This is a genomic window from Roseofilum reptotaenium CS-1145 (assembly GCF_028330985.1).
In the GTDB taxonomy this organism is placed as follows: domain Bacteria; phylum Cyanobacteriota; class Cyanobacteriia; order Cyanobacteriales; family Desertifilaceae; genus Roseofilum; species Roseofilum reptotaenium.
In genome coordinates this window covers 55,642-70,098 of sequence record NZ_JAQMUE010000084.1, presented here as the reverse complement: position 1 = coordinate 70,098, position 14,457 = coordinate 55,642, and the positions used below count along the sequence as shown (strand labels likewise).

At 45.3% G+C, this 14,457-nt stretch carries 14 protein-coding genes and 1 pseudogene; 3 read left to right on the top strand and 12 right to left on the bottom strand.

Translation table 11 applies throughout. The features are described from left to right. Nucleotides 1–19: 19 nt before the first annotated feature. Both PN466_RS18655 and PN466_RS18650 read right to left on the bottom strand, forming a co-directional pair. On the bottom strand, nucleotides 20–1,138 hold the full coding sequence (locus PN466_RS18655; RefSeq protein WP_271942405.1) for an aldo/keto reductase: 1,119 nt from the start codon (nucleotides 1,136–1,138) through the stop codon (nucleotides 20–22). Nucleotides 1,139–1,254: 116 nt separating this feature from the next. Continuing rightward, nucleotides 1,255–1,761, bottom strand: a complete 507-nt coding sequence (locus PN466_RS18650; protein WP_271942256.1) for a bifunctional nuclease family protein — start codon at nucleotides 1,759–1,761, stop codon at nucleotides 1,255–1,257. A gap of 230 nt (nucleotides 1,762–1,991) precedes the next feature. Between PN466_RS18650 and PN466_RS18645 the strand changes: the two genes are divergently transcribed. Then, nucleotides 1,992–2,666 carry a riboflavin synthase gene (locus PN466_RS18645; protein WP_271942254.1) on the top strand — a complete coding sequence of 225 codons (675 nt, stop codon included), beginning with the start codon at nucleotides 1,992–1,994 and terminating at the stop codon, nucleotides 2,664–2,666. A gap of 152 nt (nucleotides 2,667–2,818) precedes the next feature. Here the strand turns inward: PN466_RS18645 and PN466_RS18640 are convergent, their stop codons facing one another. The 3 genes from PN466_RS18640 to PN466_RS18630 form a co-directional block, all read right to left on the bottom strand. Beyond that, complete coding sequence (locus tag PN466_RS18640; RefSeq protein ID WP_271942251.1) at nucleotides 2,819–4,294, bottom strand: peptidoglycan DD-metalloendopeptidase family protein; 1,476 nt, start codon at nucleotides 4,292–4,294, stop codon at nucleotides 2,819–2,821. Nucleotides 4,295–4,354: 60 nt separating this feature from the next. Beyond that, nucleotides 4,355–5,185 (bottom strand): biotin--[acetyl-CoA-carboxylase] ligase, encoded by an 831-nt coding sequence (locus tag PN466_RS18635; protein WP_271942248.1) that lies wholly within the window; start codon nucleotides 5,183–5,185, stop codon nucleotides 4,355–4,357. A 79-nt stretch (nucleotides 5,186–5,264) separates the two neighbouring features. After that, entirely contained in the window at nucleotides 5,265–5,672 is a 408-nt protein-coding gene (locus PN466_RS18630; protein WP_271942245.1) for a hypothetical protein, read from the bottom strand. Between the two features lie 663 nt (nucleotides 5,673–6,335). Here PN466_RS18630 and pgeF point away from each other — a divergent pair. Next, the gene (gene pgeF, locus PN466_RS18625) at nucleotides 6,336–7,109 is read left to right on the top strand and encodes a peptidoglycan editing factor PgeF (RefSeq protein ID WP_271942242.1); all 774 of its coding nucleotides are present in this window, start codon (nucleotides 6,336–6,338) and stop codon (nucleotides 7,107–7,109) included. Nucleotides 7,110–7,164: 55 nt separating this feature from the next. On the opposite strand, the gene PN466_RS18620 is transcribed toward pgeF, so the two are convergent. The 5 genes and pseudogenes from PN466_RS18620 to pgl all read right to left on the bottom strand — a co-directional run bounded on the left by PN466_RS18620 (nucleotide 7,165) and on the right by pgl (nucleotide 10,186). Further along, nucleotides 7,165–7,593 carry an FHA domain-containing protein gene (locus PN466_RS18620; protein ID WP_271942239.1) on the bottom strand — a complete coding sequence of 143 codons (429 nt, stop codon included), beginning with the start codon at nucleotides 7,591–7,593 and terminating at the stop codon, nucleotides 7,165–7,167. A gap of 469 nt (nucleotides 7,594–8,062) precedes the next feature. Further along, nucleotides 8,063–8,137, bottom strand: a pseudogene (locus PN466_RS26465) (hypothetical protein); the annotation flags it as partial. A gap of 104 nt (nucleotides 8,138–8,241) precedes the next feature. Next, nucleotides 8,242–8,649 carry an FHA domain-containing protein gene (locus tag PN466_RS18615; RefSeq protein ID WP_271942236.1) on the bottom strand — a complete coding sequence of 136 codons (408 nt, stop codon included), beginning with the start codon at nucleotides 8,647–8,649 and terminating at the stop codon, nucleotides 8,242–8,244. Nucleotides 8,650–8,725: 76 nt separating this feature from the next. Next, on the bottom strand, nucleotides 8,726–9,400 hold the full coding sequence (locus tag PN466_RS18610) for an FHA domain-containing protein (protein ID WP_271942234.1): 675 nt from the start codon (nucleotides 9,398–9,400) through the stop codon (nucleotides 8,726–8,728). A gap of 63 nt (nucleotides 9,401–9,463) precedes the next feature. After that, nucleotides 9,464–10,186 carry a 6-phosphogluconolactonase gene (gene pgl / locus PN466_RS18605; RefSeq protein WP_271942233.1) on the bottom strand — a complete coding sequence of 241 codons (723 nt, stop codon included), beginning with the start codon at nucleotides 10,184–10,186 and terminating at the stop codon, nucleotides 9,464–9,466. A 25-nt stretch (nucleotides 10,187–10,211) separates the two neighbouring features. Here pgl and PN466_RS18600 point away from each other — a divergent pair, with 25 nt between their 5' ends. Further along, on the top strand, nucleotides 10,212–10,865 hold the full coding sequence (locus tag PN466_RS18600) for a TIGR04282 family arsenosugar biosynthesis glycosyltransferase (protein ID WP_271942230.1): 654 nt from the start codon (nucleotides 10,212–10,214) through the stop codon (nucleotides 10,863–10,865). 29 nt (nucleotides 10,866–10,894) lie between these two features. Here PN466_RS18600 and PN466_RS18595 read toward each other — a convergent pair whose 3' ends face one another. Then, nucleotides 10,895–11,128, bottom strand: a complete 234-nt coding sequence (locus tag PN466_RS18595) for a TIGR02450 family Trp-rich protein (RefSeq protein WP_271942228.1) — start codon at nucleotides 11,126–11,128, stop codon at nucleotides 10,895–10,897. A 10-nt stretch (nucleotides 11,129–11,138) separates the two neighbouring features. Further along, nucleotides 11,139–14,384 (bottom strand): ATP-binding protein, encoded by a 3,246-nt coding sequence (locus tag PN466_RS18590; RefSeq protein ID WP_271942225.1) that lies wholly within the window; start codon nucleotides 14,382–14,384, stop codon nucleotides 11,139–11,141. Nucleotides 14,385–14,457: the final 73 nt, after the last annotated feature.

Here is a 14,457-nt window from a genome sequence, read left to right as displayed (position 1 = left end):
GTCATACAGTATATAGCGCTTAATCTTCCCAAAGTCTGCGGCTTTGTTTTCCTTTTAGTAACTCATGGGTTTCATTCAAGAGTTGGGGAATGTTGAGTTGGGTGGGGCATCGGGGTAAGCATTCTCCACATTCGGTACATCGGGAGGCTTTGTTTCCGGGAAACCAATGACCGGCATTTTCAAACATGCCATAGCGATATTTTCCATACTCCACCAAGTCATAGGCAACAGCTAAATTTCGTAGGCGTAAGACTTCCGGGATATTAATTTCTTCGGGACAGGGTAAGCACTGATAGCATTGATGACATTGAGTTTTCCCCAAGGTGTCGCTCATGTGGTGTTCTAGATGGGATAAAACCTGCTGTTCTGTTTCTGTAAGGGGACGATCGCCCATTTCTAGGAATGAGCCTAACTCTTGTACTGTAGCGGGCCCTATACTTAAGGTTGTAATCCGAGGATCGCCCAATAAAAACCGATAACTCAATTCTAGGGGTGAAAACGGTTCGCACAAGGCTTGCAGTTGAGCCGGTGGAGAATACAAGCGCCCCCCCTTATCGGCTGGAGAGATAATAAAAACCCCCATATCTAATTCATTGGCGATCGCCAACAGGGGAGCATGGCGTTGAAACGACCAATAATAATGTAAATTTACAAACTCAAATAAACCCGTTTCTAAGGTAGATTGGATTAACTCTCGGGAACCATGGGTGGAAAATCCCACATGATTTACCTTATCGTTGGCGATCGCCTCCTGCACCGCCTGCATACACCCGCGATCGCCCTGTATCCATTCCAGATGCTCCCCAGTATTAATCCCATGGATCGCCAAACAATCGATTCGTTTGACCCCCAAACGGGACAAAGACTCATCGATCCACCCTGCCATTATTTTTGGATCGGGAGTCGGTGGCACTTTAGTGGTTAAATAAACAGACTCGTGGTCTAACTGACGCAACATCGTGCCCAAATAGACTTCACTTGCACCATATCCCCTAGCCGTTTCAATATGATTGATCCCTCTTGAGAGGGCCTGTAAAACAATCTGGCCAAACCCTTCCTCCGACCCCAACGGTCGCATTGTACCCAGGGAAAACACTGATAAATCCAGATTCGTTTTACCAAAGCGCCGATATTTCACGCTACTCACTGTTTGAACTCAACTTAGTGGACGATGATGGGAATCGAATTTTGATCATCCTCCCCATCTCCACCTCCCCGCGTCTCTGCGTTCCCGCGCCTCCGTGTCTCCGCCAGCTACTCTCCATTCACCGATCGCCCTTTACCCCGTTGGGCAAAATCTTCCGGTCGCAAACCCGATAGAAAATTGCGGAATTCTTCCCGCTCGGCATCATCCGCTTCTTGATCGACTGGAATTGAGGCATCCGCGATCACCTCTTCCATCACCCAAATGGAAGTCCCCGTTCGTAGAGCTAAGGCAATAGCATCAGAGGGCCGAGCATCAATTTCATGGACAACATCTCCTTGACGCATCGTCAGCAGGGCATAAAACGTATTATCATGGAGCGCGTGAACCACTACTCTCTCTAGGGACATCTCCCAAACTTCTAAGACATTCACCATCAAATCGTGGGTCAGGGGTCGAGGAGGTTTTTGCCTCTCCAAAGCATTAATGATCGCCCTGGCTTGGTCTTGACCAATATAAATGGGCAAGGCACGGCGCTCCGTCGTATCCTTTAATAGAACAATGGGGCTGCGCGTGCCCGCATCTAATGCAATTCCAGCAACTCTCATTTCAATCATCGGGTAAAGCCTCTAGATCACTCTCTGGCAAGGGATGCTTATCCTTGGGCTGCATGGCTCGTAGATAAGATCGGGTGTTGTCTGGGGTTTCCTAAAGGATAAACTGATTCAGGAAACCCATATAGTATTCTCTACCTTAAAATCGATTATCCTAATTAGACCATAAGTTTATATAAAATCTGTAATCTGTCTCCTTCTCATCTTAAGCTCACTTTTCTAGAACGTTACCCGTGTTTACCGGATTAATTCAAACCTTAGGGACACTCACTCCTCTGAATGATTACCAAGTCCAAATTATCTGTTCTCCTCAAGGGAGAGGGCTAATTTTGGCGGATTTAGCCATAGGTGATAGTGTCGCAGTTGATGGCGTATGCCTGACAGTAGAAACCCTGCTTTCCCAGGGGTTTATTGCTGCTGTCTCACCAGAAACTCTTAATCGCACTACCTTGAACCATCGAGCGATGAGCCAAGTCCCTGTCAATCTCGAAACCTCTTTGAAGGTGGGGAGTAAATTAGGGGGTCACTTTGTGACGGGTCATGTGGATGGTACGGGGGAAGTTCTGTCGATTATACAGACGGCGATCGCCTGGGAAATGGTTTTTCACCTCAACACCCCCAGTCTAGCCCGCTATATTGTCCCCAAAGGCAGTATTGCCGTGAATGGGATTAGCTTAACTCTCGCTCAAGACCAGGGTGCAACCCACGCTTTTAAGGTCGCGGTGATTCCCCATACTTTCGACCATACTAATTTACAGTATCTACATCCCGGAGATGTAGTCAATTTGGAGGGAGACATTTTAGGTAAATATGTGGAAGGATTATTGCGAACGCCACATGATAAACCCGAAAACCCTATTACTGCGGATTTCTTAAGCGAACATGGGTACGGGGAGATGGGGGGATAGGGAGATAGGGGGCGCTTACAAGGGAATAATTTTCATCATTAGACCTCTTGCATAAGTGGGCAGAAAACAAATGGCAATAGAGTCATCCTATTCCCTGTTCCCTGTTCCCTATTCCCTATTCCCTGACTTCTGAAAGAAGTTTGTGTCTTCTCCTACATCGGGCGAATGTTCACATAGGGCAGCTCTTCAACCGCCAGTTCCGGAGCCGGTAATTGTTGCAGTTCCTTGGCATTGCCACCAGTATAAGGAGTTGCTGAGGCCGTTTCCCAGGATTGGATAAACCGAGCTAAGGCATATTCCAACTGGGCACCAGCGTCCACGGCGACCCAACCCTCTTCTGTTTGTTCTCGCAATTCAAAATGCAGGTGGGGTCCTGTAGAATTTCCTGTGCTACCCACACTTCCAATGACCGTACCTTGTTCTACTTCTTCGCCTGGTTCAACAAATACTTCAGACAAGTGAGCGTAGAGGGTTTCTTGGGTTCCATTACTATGTTCAAGAACCACCGTTAAGCCGTATCCGCCTAAAAAATTGGCGATCGCCACCCGTCCAGCCAAAGCAGCTAACACATGGGTTCCCGTAGCTGCCGCAATATCCGTACCGCTATGGAATCTCCAGTCCCCATGAATGGGATGCAATCTCCAGCCAAAATGGGAGCTAACTTGAGCAGGAATCGCCAGAGGATACAACAAACTCACATTACCATTGCCCGGTAGACCCGTGGGTTTTTGGGTATTGAAATAAGACCGACCACTAGCCGTCGTTCCCCCAACCACAGGTGCAGGGGCAGGGGCAGGCGCATACTCTTGATGAGTGCTTCCACTGGAGGGAGCGGGCTGATAATTTTCTGGAGACCAAGCAGGGATCGGCTCCGATGGGGCGCTAGGAGCCGGCGTAGCAGCGGTATAACCCCTAGGTTCAGGTGCAGGAGCCGCAGGAGCCGCAGGTTCATAAACCATCACGTCCGTGGGTTCCTCATACGCAGCCGTTGCTCCCGTATCAAAATCGTTCGAGGTATCAATATAGGCATTCTCTTGAGCAGTATTCTCTTGAGCCGTAGTTGTATTTTCTGGCATCAAGTCCGAAGCAGAATAGGAAATCGGAGGCTCTTCATAGGTTTCTACCACCACCGGTACAGAGGTATCATCCCAGGTTTCCGGTTCGTAGGCAGCCGGTTCCGGAGTCCATTCTGGCTCATAAGCGGTTGGTTCGGGTTCCGGAGTCCATTCTGGTTCATAAGCGGCGGGTTCCGGAGTCCATTGCGGCTCATAAGCTGGCTCATAGGCTGGTTCATAAGCTGGTTCATAAGCTGGCTCATAGGCTGGTTCATAGGCTGGCTCATAAGCTGGTTCATAAGCCGGTTCTGCCCATTCGACTTCAGGAACCGCATCATAGGCAACGGGGTCAATGGAGTCTTGTTCGTAGGCAACGCCTCGGTTGGAAGTCCAAACCATGCTACCACTGAGTAAACCTAGGGCCCCTAACCAACCGAGTCCTTGCATGAGCAGGGAACGGTGACAGGTGAGGCAAAACAAAGTGCGGGTATATTGGCGATCTGGGCTGCGATTGGGAGTTGGTGTTGTCTTATCCGTACTCATCTGAATTCGTTGGCGGTTAAGTGTTTTCACGATTAGTGGCTCGATCTCTATCCCATTATTGGGTCTCTGACAAGTTTTATCATATATTTCTTAACTTCTGTAGGAGTTCTTATAGCCTAGTTGAATTTCGCCCGGGTTGAAGAGGACTTGGGAGGAGTTCAGATCAATACAGAGCTGACCTGTCTGTGTAATTCCTTGAATCTTGCCGTTTTGTCCCTGGATAATGATGGGTTGCCCAACATGGGTCAGCAGTTGATTGTAGGCAGAGATGAGACCTGCTCCTTTTTTCCGATCGATCGCCTCGTATCCGGAGATTAAGCCCCTTAAGATTAGGGCTAAGAGATCTTCTAAACTGGTGAGATCGCTGGTAACCGATCGCTCCTTGAATCCTTCTTTGAGGCTAATTCCCGGCTCAGGTACTGGGTTTTCCCAATTTATCCCTACCCCAACAACGGCCTGGTGAATCTGGTTTTGATGCACGCGAGTTTCGGTGAGAATGCCGCCCACTTTTCTTTGATTAAGGATTAAGTCATTGGGCCATTTGATTTGGATGGGGAGTTGGGTTTCTGAGTGAGGTGGTTGATGATATTGACGCAGGAGGGTGGCTATTCCCCAAGCACTGCTGATGGTGAGCAATAGGGCTTTCTCAGTAGGTAATTTAGGGGCGATCGCCCAAGACAGATACAGCCCTCCATTACCAGAAGACCACGATCTTCCCCATTGTCCTCGCCCAGCCGTTTGCTGCCTGGCGATCGCCACTGTACCAGTTGGGGCCCCTTCCCTAAGCAGTTGCCACAGAGTTTGATTAGTCGATTCTAGGGTCTCGAAGGAGTGAATAGGGGGCAAGGGAAGAGGTTCTAGATTTAATTGGTTGGCGATTTTTTCCCAGGTTTTGTCAATTCGTTCTCGATTCAGGTTCATTTAGTTCAGGCTGAAGTCGCATATATAGTTTTCTCTGATAAGTGGGAGCGCGATCGCATTAATCAATTGTGCAAGCATATTAATGGTTTTTTGAAGTATCAGTGCTACGAATCAAGTACTGATACTCAATATTTCCAGATATTGATGGACAAAATTCTTTTGTAAAAAGATCGTCAATCTTAATTTCAACTGGATTTCCATGTTGAACACATAAATCTATGACATCATAATCACGATAATAGAAAATTTGATTATTGCTAGATATTGACAATAAATAATCCACAACAAGACGGATTTTAGGTTCTTCCTCTTTTTCAAAAAGGATGTACTCTAACACACAAAGATAAATATTTTCTTCTTTTTTATTTCTTGATTCTCTTGGGATAACATCTACTCTGCGGCCATTACACCAAAATTCAGATAGTTTTTTTTTGATTTCATTAATCTTAAGATTTGTCGCAAACTCAAATGTCGCTACGGAAGTCATTTTTAACTCTTATTTTTCAAGTACAATTAGTTGTTGGTTCTTGCTCAAGTTAATTTTCACGATCTAATTCCTCTAGAGAGCCGCTTTGGATCATTCGTATAAGACCACAAATCCATCCGAGTTATTTTGTGTATATTGCTATAGGATAATGGACGATAACGATAGCAAAAAGCATCAAAAAAACCTTCAATAATGACATAATTTAAGCTCATATTTTTATTCTCTTTAACTAATGCATTGATCTCTACAGCAATTTGATCTTGTAGGGCATGCAGATAAGAGTTTTGTGATGGATATAGGGATGCATGTTTATGATCATACTCTAAAAAACCAATTACTCTCACTTTCCTATTGTGAAACAAAATAGAATTAGCTATTAGTTGAATCGGAGAAACTGTTGCTTCATAAAATTGAAAATAAGTAGTGGGCGCAGGAAGGAACGGAAGTTGCAAATACAAGAAAAATAATATAATCAACAGGGGGGAAAGAGCTAACACATCCCCTAGCTTTAAATTAAGTTTTTTGCCATAATATTTTATTTATAAATTGTTCAATTCTTGATCAACTAGAAATGTTTCCAGAATAGCATATGGTTTGTGATCGTGGTAAAATAGGAGAGTAAAGCCCTCCTAGAAGGATGGGGTTTCAGACTCCAAATTTTTGATGAGTTCACTTTGGCATTGGCAGATGGCTCAAGGGTTGACCTATCTGACCTGTAGCTTACTCGACCCTTGGAAGCATGGTTTTTTTACCCGCCAGTTTGCGCCCCAAACGCCTGAATCTTTAGCGCATCTTCTAGATGAGCAGGTGCGAGTATATCGGGTGAAACAAGTCCACGGTCAACGGATTTTGACCCCTTCAGAAGTGGAAAGTTTGGGGGTTGAGCGTCCAGAAGCCGATGGTTTGTTATCGGAAAATGCCCATGATTCGGTTTGGGTGTGTTCGGCTGATTGTGTGCCGGTGTTAATGGGCGATTTAGGTACGGGACAGGTGGCAGCTCTTCATGCAGGCTGGCGCGGGACGGCAGCGGAAATTGTCCCGGAGGCGATCGCCCGTTTTCAAGCATTAGGAACGCGGCTCGAAGATCTACGGATCGCCCTAGGGCCGGCGATTTCTGGAGGAGAGTATCAGGTGGGATTAGATGTGGCTCAACAGGTAGGAAAAACTCTGATTCAAGGCGAGAGTGCCCCAGATTGGATCGAGCAGTTATCAGGAGGGAAACATCCAGTCTTGTTGCCCGACTCTGAACCCGATCGCATCCGCTTAGATGTACGCCAGGTTAATCTCAGGCAACTGCGACAATTGGGAGTCCATGCAGAACAAGTAGCGATCGCTCCCTATTGTACCTATCAAAATCAGGATTTGTTCTTTTCTTATCGGCGCGATCGACTCAAATCAGTTCAGTGGTCAGGTATCGTGAATTCAATGAAACATTAAACATTACACTTGCCCTCAAGGGAGTCTTGAAAGGCAAGTGGCTCTGAGTCATTCCTTAATCATCCGATTGCATTTGAGGGGTATTGATAAACGTACTATGTTTATCAGCTTCACTCAGTTCCGTATTCAGTTTGCGATCGCATTTTCTCACCAGCTTCGCCTTCGGATCGCTAACCCCTAGACGAATTCGCAATCTGGGCCCAGAATTGCCTAAACGGACGATCGAGCCATCCTCTAAGACATCCTGTGTGACCAACTGTTGGTTAACAAACGTACCATTTGAACCAAATCCCTTGAGATTCCAACCCTCTTCACTTGGCCATAGCTCTGCGTGATGGCGGGAGACCACAGAACTATACACTACAATGTCGTTATCGTGAGAACGACCAATACGAATGGGTTCGTCTCGATCGGGTTCAAACGTCCAACTATGCATCGCTACGGGTTGAGTTGGATGCATCAAAGATATTGTAAGCGCTGGCATAAAATTATCCTGATAGAGTTTAAATTAAGCAAAACTATAGTCAACAATAGGAAAAATACAGGGACTCATTATAGATCATCATTATAACTCGACTCGACTGACTCAGGCGATCGGTTTCTATTTATTCAAATAATAAATACTCTGCTTCTCACCCCTGTATTCCAACCCATTTTGAAAGTTTGTTTCTGAAGAAAAATAGAGCTTCGTACGGGTAATGGATAATGGATAATGGGTAAACAGCAGAAGCTGCTGTATTCAGGATTGAATCTCGATATAAAAGCATTACTCTCTCAGAGAGAAGATTAGACATACCGCACTTTGTACCGTTATGGAGTAAACTGTTGAATTCCTAAAGCCATGTACCACAATCCCATTCCCTATTGCCTAGACGCTTTACACTATATGTTGTTGCCTCGATCGAGTAGTTTGCTCGCCTATAGAGTACATCAAGAGCAGTTTTTAAAGGTTGCTAGAATAACTCAAAGCGAATCAAAATATCCCAATCACTTTTTTCCGTTGTAGTGTTCCTAGCCGTTGAACTAAATAGTGCAAGTTTTTAAATTCTATATTTTTCCTTAAGTAGAATTTTTCTTTGAGTAAGATGTTCAAAAACTCGTTATTTTTTTATTATTTTCATTCCTACGATCCCTAGGGATCGATCGCTGTCGTCATTTTATTAACTTTCTCCTTAATTGCCGGTATAGATGGATCGATAGATTTTCGATCCAGAGGAGAAGAAGACGATTGCTCCTGGTCAAAATCGGTTTTAATCTGAATCTTCGGCCCAGAACGAGCCAGTCGAATCACCACTTCACCAGTAATCGGCATTTGTTCAATCCGCTGATCGTCGAGATATGTACCATTAGTTCCCAGGTTCACTACATCCCAAGATTCCTCTCCAAGACGGAGTTCCACATGGTGACGGGAAACCACCGCACTATAGAGAACGACATGATTATCTGTAGAGCGTCCAATTCGCACAAGGGATTCTTGTGTAAATTGCCAATGCTGAATGGGGGTATCTTTGAGAGGATGTAACAAGGTTAGGGTAATCACATCAGTAACAGGTAAATAACGAGGAGTAGGGGTCTGCTGTTTGTTTTCGTTGAGTTAAGGAATAATCTGGAGATAATCACAGTTCAAATACAAAGCTTACCAGATCATTTTTACCTAATGTAATGCGATCGCCTGTTTTTAAGCGATAGCGATTGCCTGGACTTAGGGGTAAGTGATTAATATAGGTTCCATTGGAACTTGCGAGATCTTCGATATAATACTCGCCATTTTCGATGCGAATAGCAGCATGAACTCGCGAGATTACATCTGCATGGGCAAACCCAGAAACATCTATATCTGGGGGAATACGGTCATTGGGTTTCCCGATATGCAAGACCGAAAGATGATTGGATAACTCGAGTCGATCCTTGGTAGAGACATGAACCAGAGAGGCACTGGCTGATTGCAGTTCAGTTAACCGGTTGATTTTGACTCGAGTGGAGGGTTCGGCTTCCACTTCTGTGATTATGGATGATTCAGAGCTAGAGCTGGCAAGGGGTTCCGGAGTCACCAGAGGATCGGGTTCGACTAAGGGAGGAATTTCTAAGACTTCTTCCTCTGCATCAAGATCGGCAGTGGAAACAGGCGTGATTTTTAAGGCGGTTCCACATTGACCACAAAACGTGGCATCTTGCTGAACGGCTGCTCCACAGTTAGGACAAGTCGTTAGAGCAGGAAGCTCAGTATAACAAGCTTCGCACACTTGAGCGCCATCAGGGTTTTGGTGAGTACAATTTGGACAAACAATCATAGGATCAATGGAAAGGCAAGAGGCAAGAGGCAATAGGAAAAAAATTGAATTCGATGTAATGATTTAAGTGTTAATTGATCCCCCTGCTGCTTCATCTAAAAGCCACCACAGCTCTCCTTTAGGGGCAATTAAACGAGAGGGATAGGCTTTGCTGTCTCCTTCCGGGGCAAAGACTTGGGTTAAAGCGTTGATTTTATTGGCTCCAGCGACTAGAAAAATGACACAGCGAGCCTCATTAATCAGAGGAACCGTAAAAGTAAGACGGGGTTGGCCATCTTTATTACCCACGGTAACCCGGCGATCGCCAACTGCTAAAGCTTCAGTATGGGGAAATAGGGAAGCCGTATGCCCATCATCCCCCATCCCTAACAAAATAATGTCGAAGGCGGGAAACTCACCAGACGACTCACCAAAAAACTGCCGTAAGTGAGTATCATGGGTTTCGGCATCCTGCTGGGGGTCTTGCGCTCTGGTGGGCATGGCATGGATATTCTGTGGGGGAATAGGAACCTGATTAAGCCAGGCTTGGCGAGCCATGTTTTCATTACTATCCGGATGATCGCAGGGGACGTAGCGCTCGTCTCCCCAAAAAACATGAATTTTGTCCCAGGGAAGAGTTTCTTTACTCAGAGCTTCATAGAGTGGCTTAGGGGTACTGCCTCCAGCGAGGGCAATGGTACTGTAGCCATGGGAGGCGATCGCCGTTTCTATTTTTTCTTTCACTAAGGCGAGGGCGCGGCTGACGAGAGCGCCTTTATCCGGTAAAACTTCTATGATTTTAGTCATGTTCCCAACAATAAAAGAGGTAAGCGTGAGCGATTTTCCCGATTTATCTTCCCCATTATCTAGCCTATGCCAACTCCTAGTCTTTACTCGATATCCAGAATTGGGTAAGGCCAAAACCCGCTTAATTCCTGCATTAGGGGTGCAGGGAGCGACGGAATTACATCGTCAACTGGCCGAATGGGCGATCGCCCAAGCACGGCAGCTACAAGATCGCCATAAAGGGGCAATACAGCTCGTGGTTTATTTTACAGGCTCAACCGTTCAGGCCATGCAGACCTGGTTAGGTGCTGATCTAGTTTATCGCAGTCAGGGACAAGGGGATCTAGGGGAAAAACTCTACAGGGCAATTGAGCAGAGTTTTGCTGAAGGAATGGAGCATATCGTTGTTATCGGAACAGACTGCCCGAGTCTCACCCCAGAACTTTTTACCCAAGCCTTTCATGCTTTAGATTCCCACGATTTAGTCCTCGGCCCAGCCGCTGATGGGGGTTATTATTTAATCGGTCTATCGCGCCCTATCTCTGAATTATTTCAAAATATTCATTGGGGAACCTCAGAAGTTTTTTCCCAAACTCTCAAGATTGCCCATGCTCTCGAATTATCCTATGTTCTTTTACCAGTTCTCTCCGACATTGATCGCCCAGCAGACTTACAGTGTCAATTAAAAATTAATCCTTAAAAATCATTGAGGAATCATCCCTCTCTTCCCTACTCCATTTCCTGAAGCGTTTTCCATCCCGGTTGCCATAAGGAACGGTCTTTAAGTTGGGCGGCATTTAACCAAAAGCGAACATTCGGGTCACAAGAAGCTACCATTTCCGCAAAAATAAACTTTCCTTGATTTTTGCGGTTGGTCACTTGAAAATGTCGCCATCCCCAAGTCGTTTGTTGGGCGGTCCATTTCGAGCCAACTAGGAAAGGAAATTTTTGTTTTTTAGCCATGATCTGCGGGTTAAATGGATAGAGGATATTCTTGGGTAATTAAAGCAATAATGCCTTGGTCATCAAATTCAAAGACAAACTCCATAATGCGATCGCAAAATGGGTAGTAGGTGGGATCTAATGCTCGCAGTCTAGCCACTTCTGCTTCAATCCCATCAATATATCCCACAGCCGCAGTTTTTACTAACCCTTGCAATTCTTCCTGGGGAGGGTAAACAAACTCCACTGAAGACTCCAAGGAGGGAGGCGAATTGACCTCTGGAACTTCTTCATAAATCCAGGTCAGATTTAAATACTGTTTCAATTTATGTAATAGTAACTCTATATCGACAGGTTTGGGGAGAAAATCATTGCAACCCGCCACTAAACTATTTTCCTGATCTTGCTTTAATACACTCGCTGAAGAAGCCAGAATAATCACTCGATCCTCACCACTCTGACGAAGTTGACGTACCATTTCAAATCCATCTAACTCTGGCATGACTAAATCAGTAATGATAAAATCAGGTTCCCATTGATGACAGTGTTCTAAACCCAATTGGCCATTCTCTGCTTGTGCCACTTCAAATCCGAGTGGAGATAAAACTTCGAGAATTACTTTACGATTGACAATTTTATCATCAACCACGAGGATTTTTTGGGGTTGACCAACATAACCAATGATTTTTCCTTGTTCGGTTTGAGTGGAAGATAGCGCCCAATTTTCGGCCACTGGGACATTGATTTCAAAGCTAAATTGACTGCCGACATCAAGCTGACTTTCAACTTCAATTTGTCCTCCCATCATTTGTACAATTTGACGAGTAATGGCCAATCCCAAACCCGTGCCGTCATGTTTACGGGAACTGGCTCCTACTTGTTCAAAAGGTAAGAAAATTTTCTGGATTTGCTCAGGGGTCATACCTACACCTGTATCCCCAATTTCAAAGCGTAAGGTGGCGGTAGATGCAGGAGAAATTTCACTCAGATGAATAACAGAAAATACAATTTCTCCTTGATGGGTAAATTTGGTAGCATTCCCTAATAAATTGAGGAGGACTTGGCGTAAGCGTTTATCATCAATATCAATTCCCTGGGGTAAATTGGGATCGATGAGACAGCAAAATGCTAGTCCTTTTTCTTCAGCTTGGATACGGATGACTTCAGCTACACCACTAATGAAGGAGGGAAAATGAATTTCTCTAGGGAGTAGTTCCATTTTTCTGGCTTCGATTTTGGCCAAATCTAGGACATCGTTAATCAGGGTTAGGAGATGGGAACCAGCTTCTTCAATAACCATAATTCCTTCACGTTGTTTGGGTTTGAGGTCACTCATCCGTTTCAAGATTTGGGTATAACCCAGGATACCGTTCAGGGGGGTTCGTAATTCATGGCTCATATTGGCCAAAAATTCACTTTTTGCTTGGTTAGCTTTATCAGCCGCTTCTTTGGCAGCTTTTAGGGCAATTTCGGCTTGTTGACGATGGTATGATTCAATGGCAAGGTTAACGAGATCGCCTATAGAACGGGCGACATTTTGTTCTTCTTGAGTCCAATGGTGAGGTTGGGTGGTTTCAATGCACATTACGCCCAGGAGCGTTTGCTGCCGGCGAATGGGAATTTCCAGCATGGAATGGATTCCTAGAGGAGCCAGATAGGTCTCTTTGAGTTCCGAGGTACGCTCATCATTGCAAGCATCGTTGACAGAAATTACATTTTGGGTTTTGAGGGCTTGGGCATAGCGGGGATAATCTTGGATGGGGAGAAGATCTCCTTGGGTGTGACTTCCTAGAGCCGGGATGAATAAGTCAGCACAGTACCATAGGGTACTTTCGGGTTCAATGAGCCAAATACTGGTACGGTCAACTTTGAGGATTTGGGCGATCGCCTCAGTTAATTTTGGTAAACTCTGGTTTAAGTCCCCTTGGTGTAATTGAGAATCGCCAGCGAGTTCAGATAAAACCTGGTTGTGTTGAGTGAGCAGATGAGTACGTTCGGTAACTTGTTGTTCGAGTATCTCAAGCTGATTGCCAATTTGAGCTGCCATCTCATTAAAGGTTTGGGCAAGAATATCTAATTCTTGTATGCCTTGAACTTGTACGGAATTTCGGCGTTTCCCAGAGGCAAAGGCAGCACTGGCATCCCGGAGTTGTAATATGGGGTAAGCAATCCACCGAGAGGTCAAGAGTCCTAATCCCACAGCAAAAATCAATGCACCAATGCAGATGACAAGGATGTGCTGTTTATGGCTCTCAAGAGTGGCGTTAAATTTAGATTCGGAGATAAAAAGCACAATTTTCCACTCTAAGCCATAGGGGTCAGCATAGGGAATAATATGGGCAAAGTAATGCTCACCATCTAAGGACAGTGTGGTTAAGGTGGGGGTTTTTAGGGAGGTTTGGTGAGTGTGTAGAAGTTGGTGAGTGTGTAGAAGATCGATCAGTTGACGGGTGAGGAGATCTTGACTCTGGGTAATGGGTAGGAGAGTTTGGGTGTCTGGATTAAAGGGGGTTTCTTGGGTGGAACTGGCAATAAGGTTGTTTTGGCGATCGAGAATAAGGATTTTTCCGGTTTCTCCTAGGTTAATTTGGCTCAGAAATTGACCTAGCTGATCGAGTTTGAGGGTAGTGTTGATAACGCCTTCCACTCTACCATCAGTATCAATATCAAGGGGTTGTAAGGCAGAAATTAAGAGGACAGGTTCGAGATAGGAAATATCTGGATTGCTCCAGGTTGGTTTTCCGGTCTCGACGGCAGTTAAATACCATGGTCGTTTGCGCGGATCGCGATCGCTTAATTGAGTAGCTAGAGTGGTACGATTGCCTTGGTCATCGGTGTTGTAGGAGCGGAAAGTGTGGCGATCGCTAGGAGTAACGGTATTAATCACCAAAGTACCATCCGCTAGACGTTCTCCTGTTCGTTGTTCTCCTTGATTATTGGCGATAGCAGTAAAACTTAACTCTGGGACTTGTTGGATTTTTTCCCATAGATAATAATCCCATCCCTCCAGGTTTTCCACCTCTAGCAATCCTGACTTGATCGCCCCCAGATGGGAGCGATTCACCCGATGAGGAAGTTCCAAATAGGAAGATAAACGCTGTTCCACTTCGGAACCAATTTCAGTGGTTAATCGTTCTACCATCGTTTCTAACATTTCGTGGGCATTGCGAAAGGAGAGCCAACTGACTAAACCCACGGCTACCATGATTTGTAGGAGAAAAGGCACGATTAATACCACTTGAAGAGGAAAGTGGAGTTTCAAGGGGAAGGATTTCATGGGACGGAGATCGATTGGGTGTGCGCTACTTTAGATGGTATCTTAATTTTCTCTATTTCCTATTCCTTAGCCC

Bases quoted from the DNA above. Each gene is read 5' to 3' on its own strand.
- PN466_RS18635 (WP_271942248.1), bottom strand. From the start codon at position 5,185: ATGAACCTGAATCGAGAACGAATTGACAAAACCTGGGAAAAAATCGCC.
- PN466_RS18610 (WP_271942234.1), bottom strand. From the start codon at position 9,400: ATGATTGTTTGTCCAAATTGTACTCACCAAAACCCTGATGGCGCTCAA.
- PN466_RS18595 (WP_271942228.1), bottom strand. From the start codon at position 11,128: ATGGCTAAAAAACAAAAATTTCCTTTCCTAGTTGGCTCGAAATGGACC.
- PN466_RS18650 (WP_271942256.1), bottom strand. From the start codon at position 1,761: ATGATTGAAATGAGAGTTGCTGGAATTGCATTAGATGCGGGCACGCGC.
- pgl (WP_271942233.1), bottom strand. From the start codon at position 10,186: ATGACTAAAATCATAGAAGTTTTACCGGATAAAGGCGCTCTCGTCAGC.
- PN466_RS18630 (WP_271942245.1), bottom strand. From the start codon at position 5,672: ATGACTTCCGTAGCGACATTTGAGTTTGCGACAAATCTTAAGATTAAT.
- PN466_RS18620 (WP_271942239.1), bottom strand. From the start codon at position 7,593: ATGCCAGCGCTTACAATATCTTTGATGCATCCAACTCAACCCGTAGCG.
- pgeF (WP_271942242.1), top strand. From the start codon at position 6,336: ATGAGTTCACTTTGGCATTGGCAGATGGCTCAAGGGTTGACCTATCTG.
- PN466_RS18590 (WP_271942225.1), bottom strand. From the start codon at position 14,384: ATGAAATCCTTCCCCTTGAAACTCCACTTTCCTCTTCAAGTGGTATTA.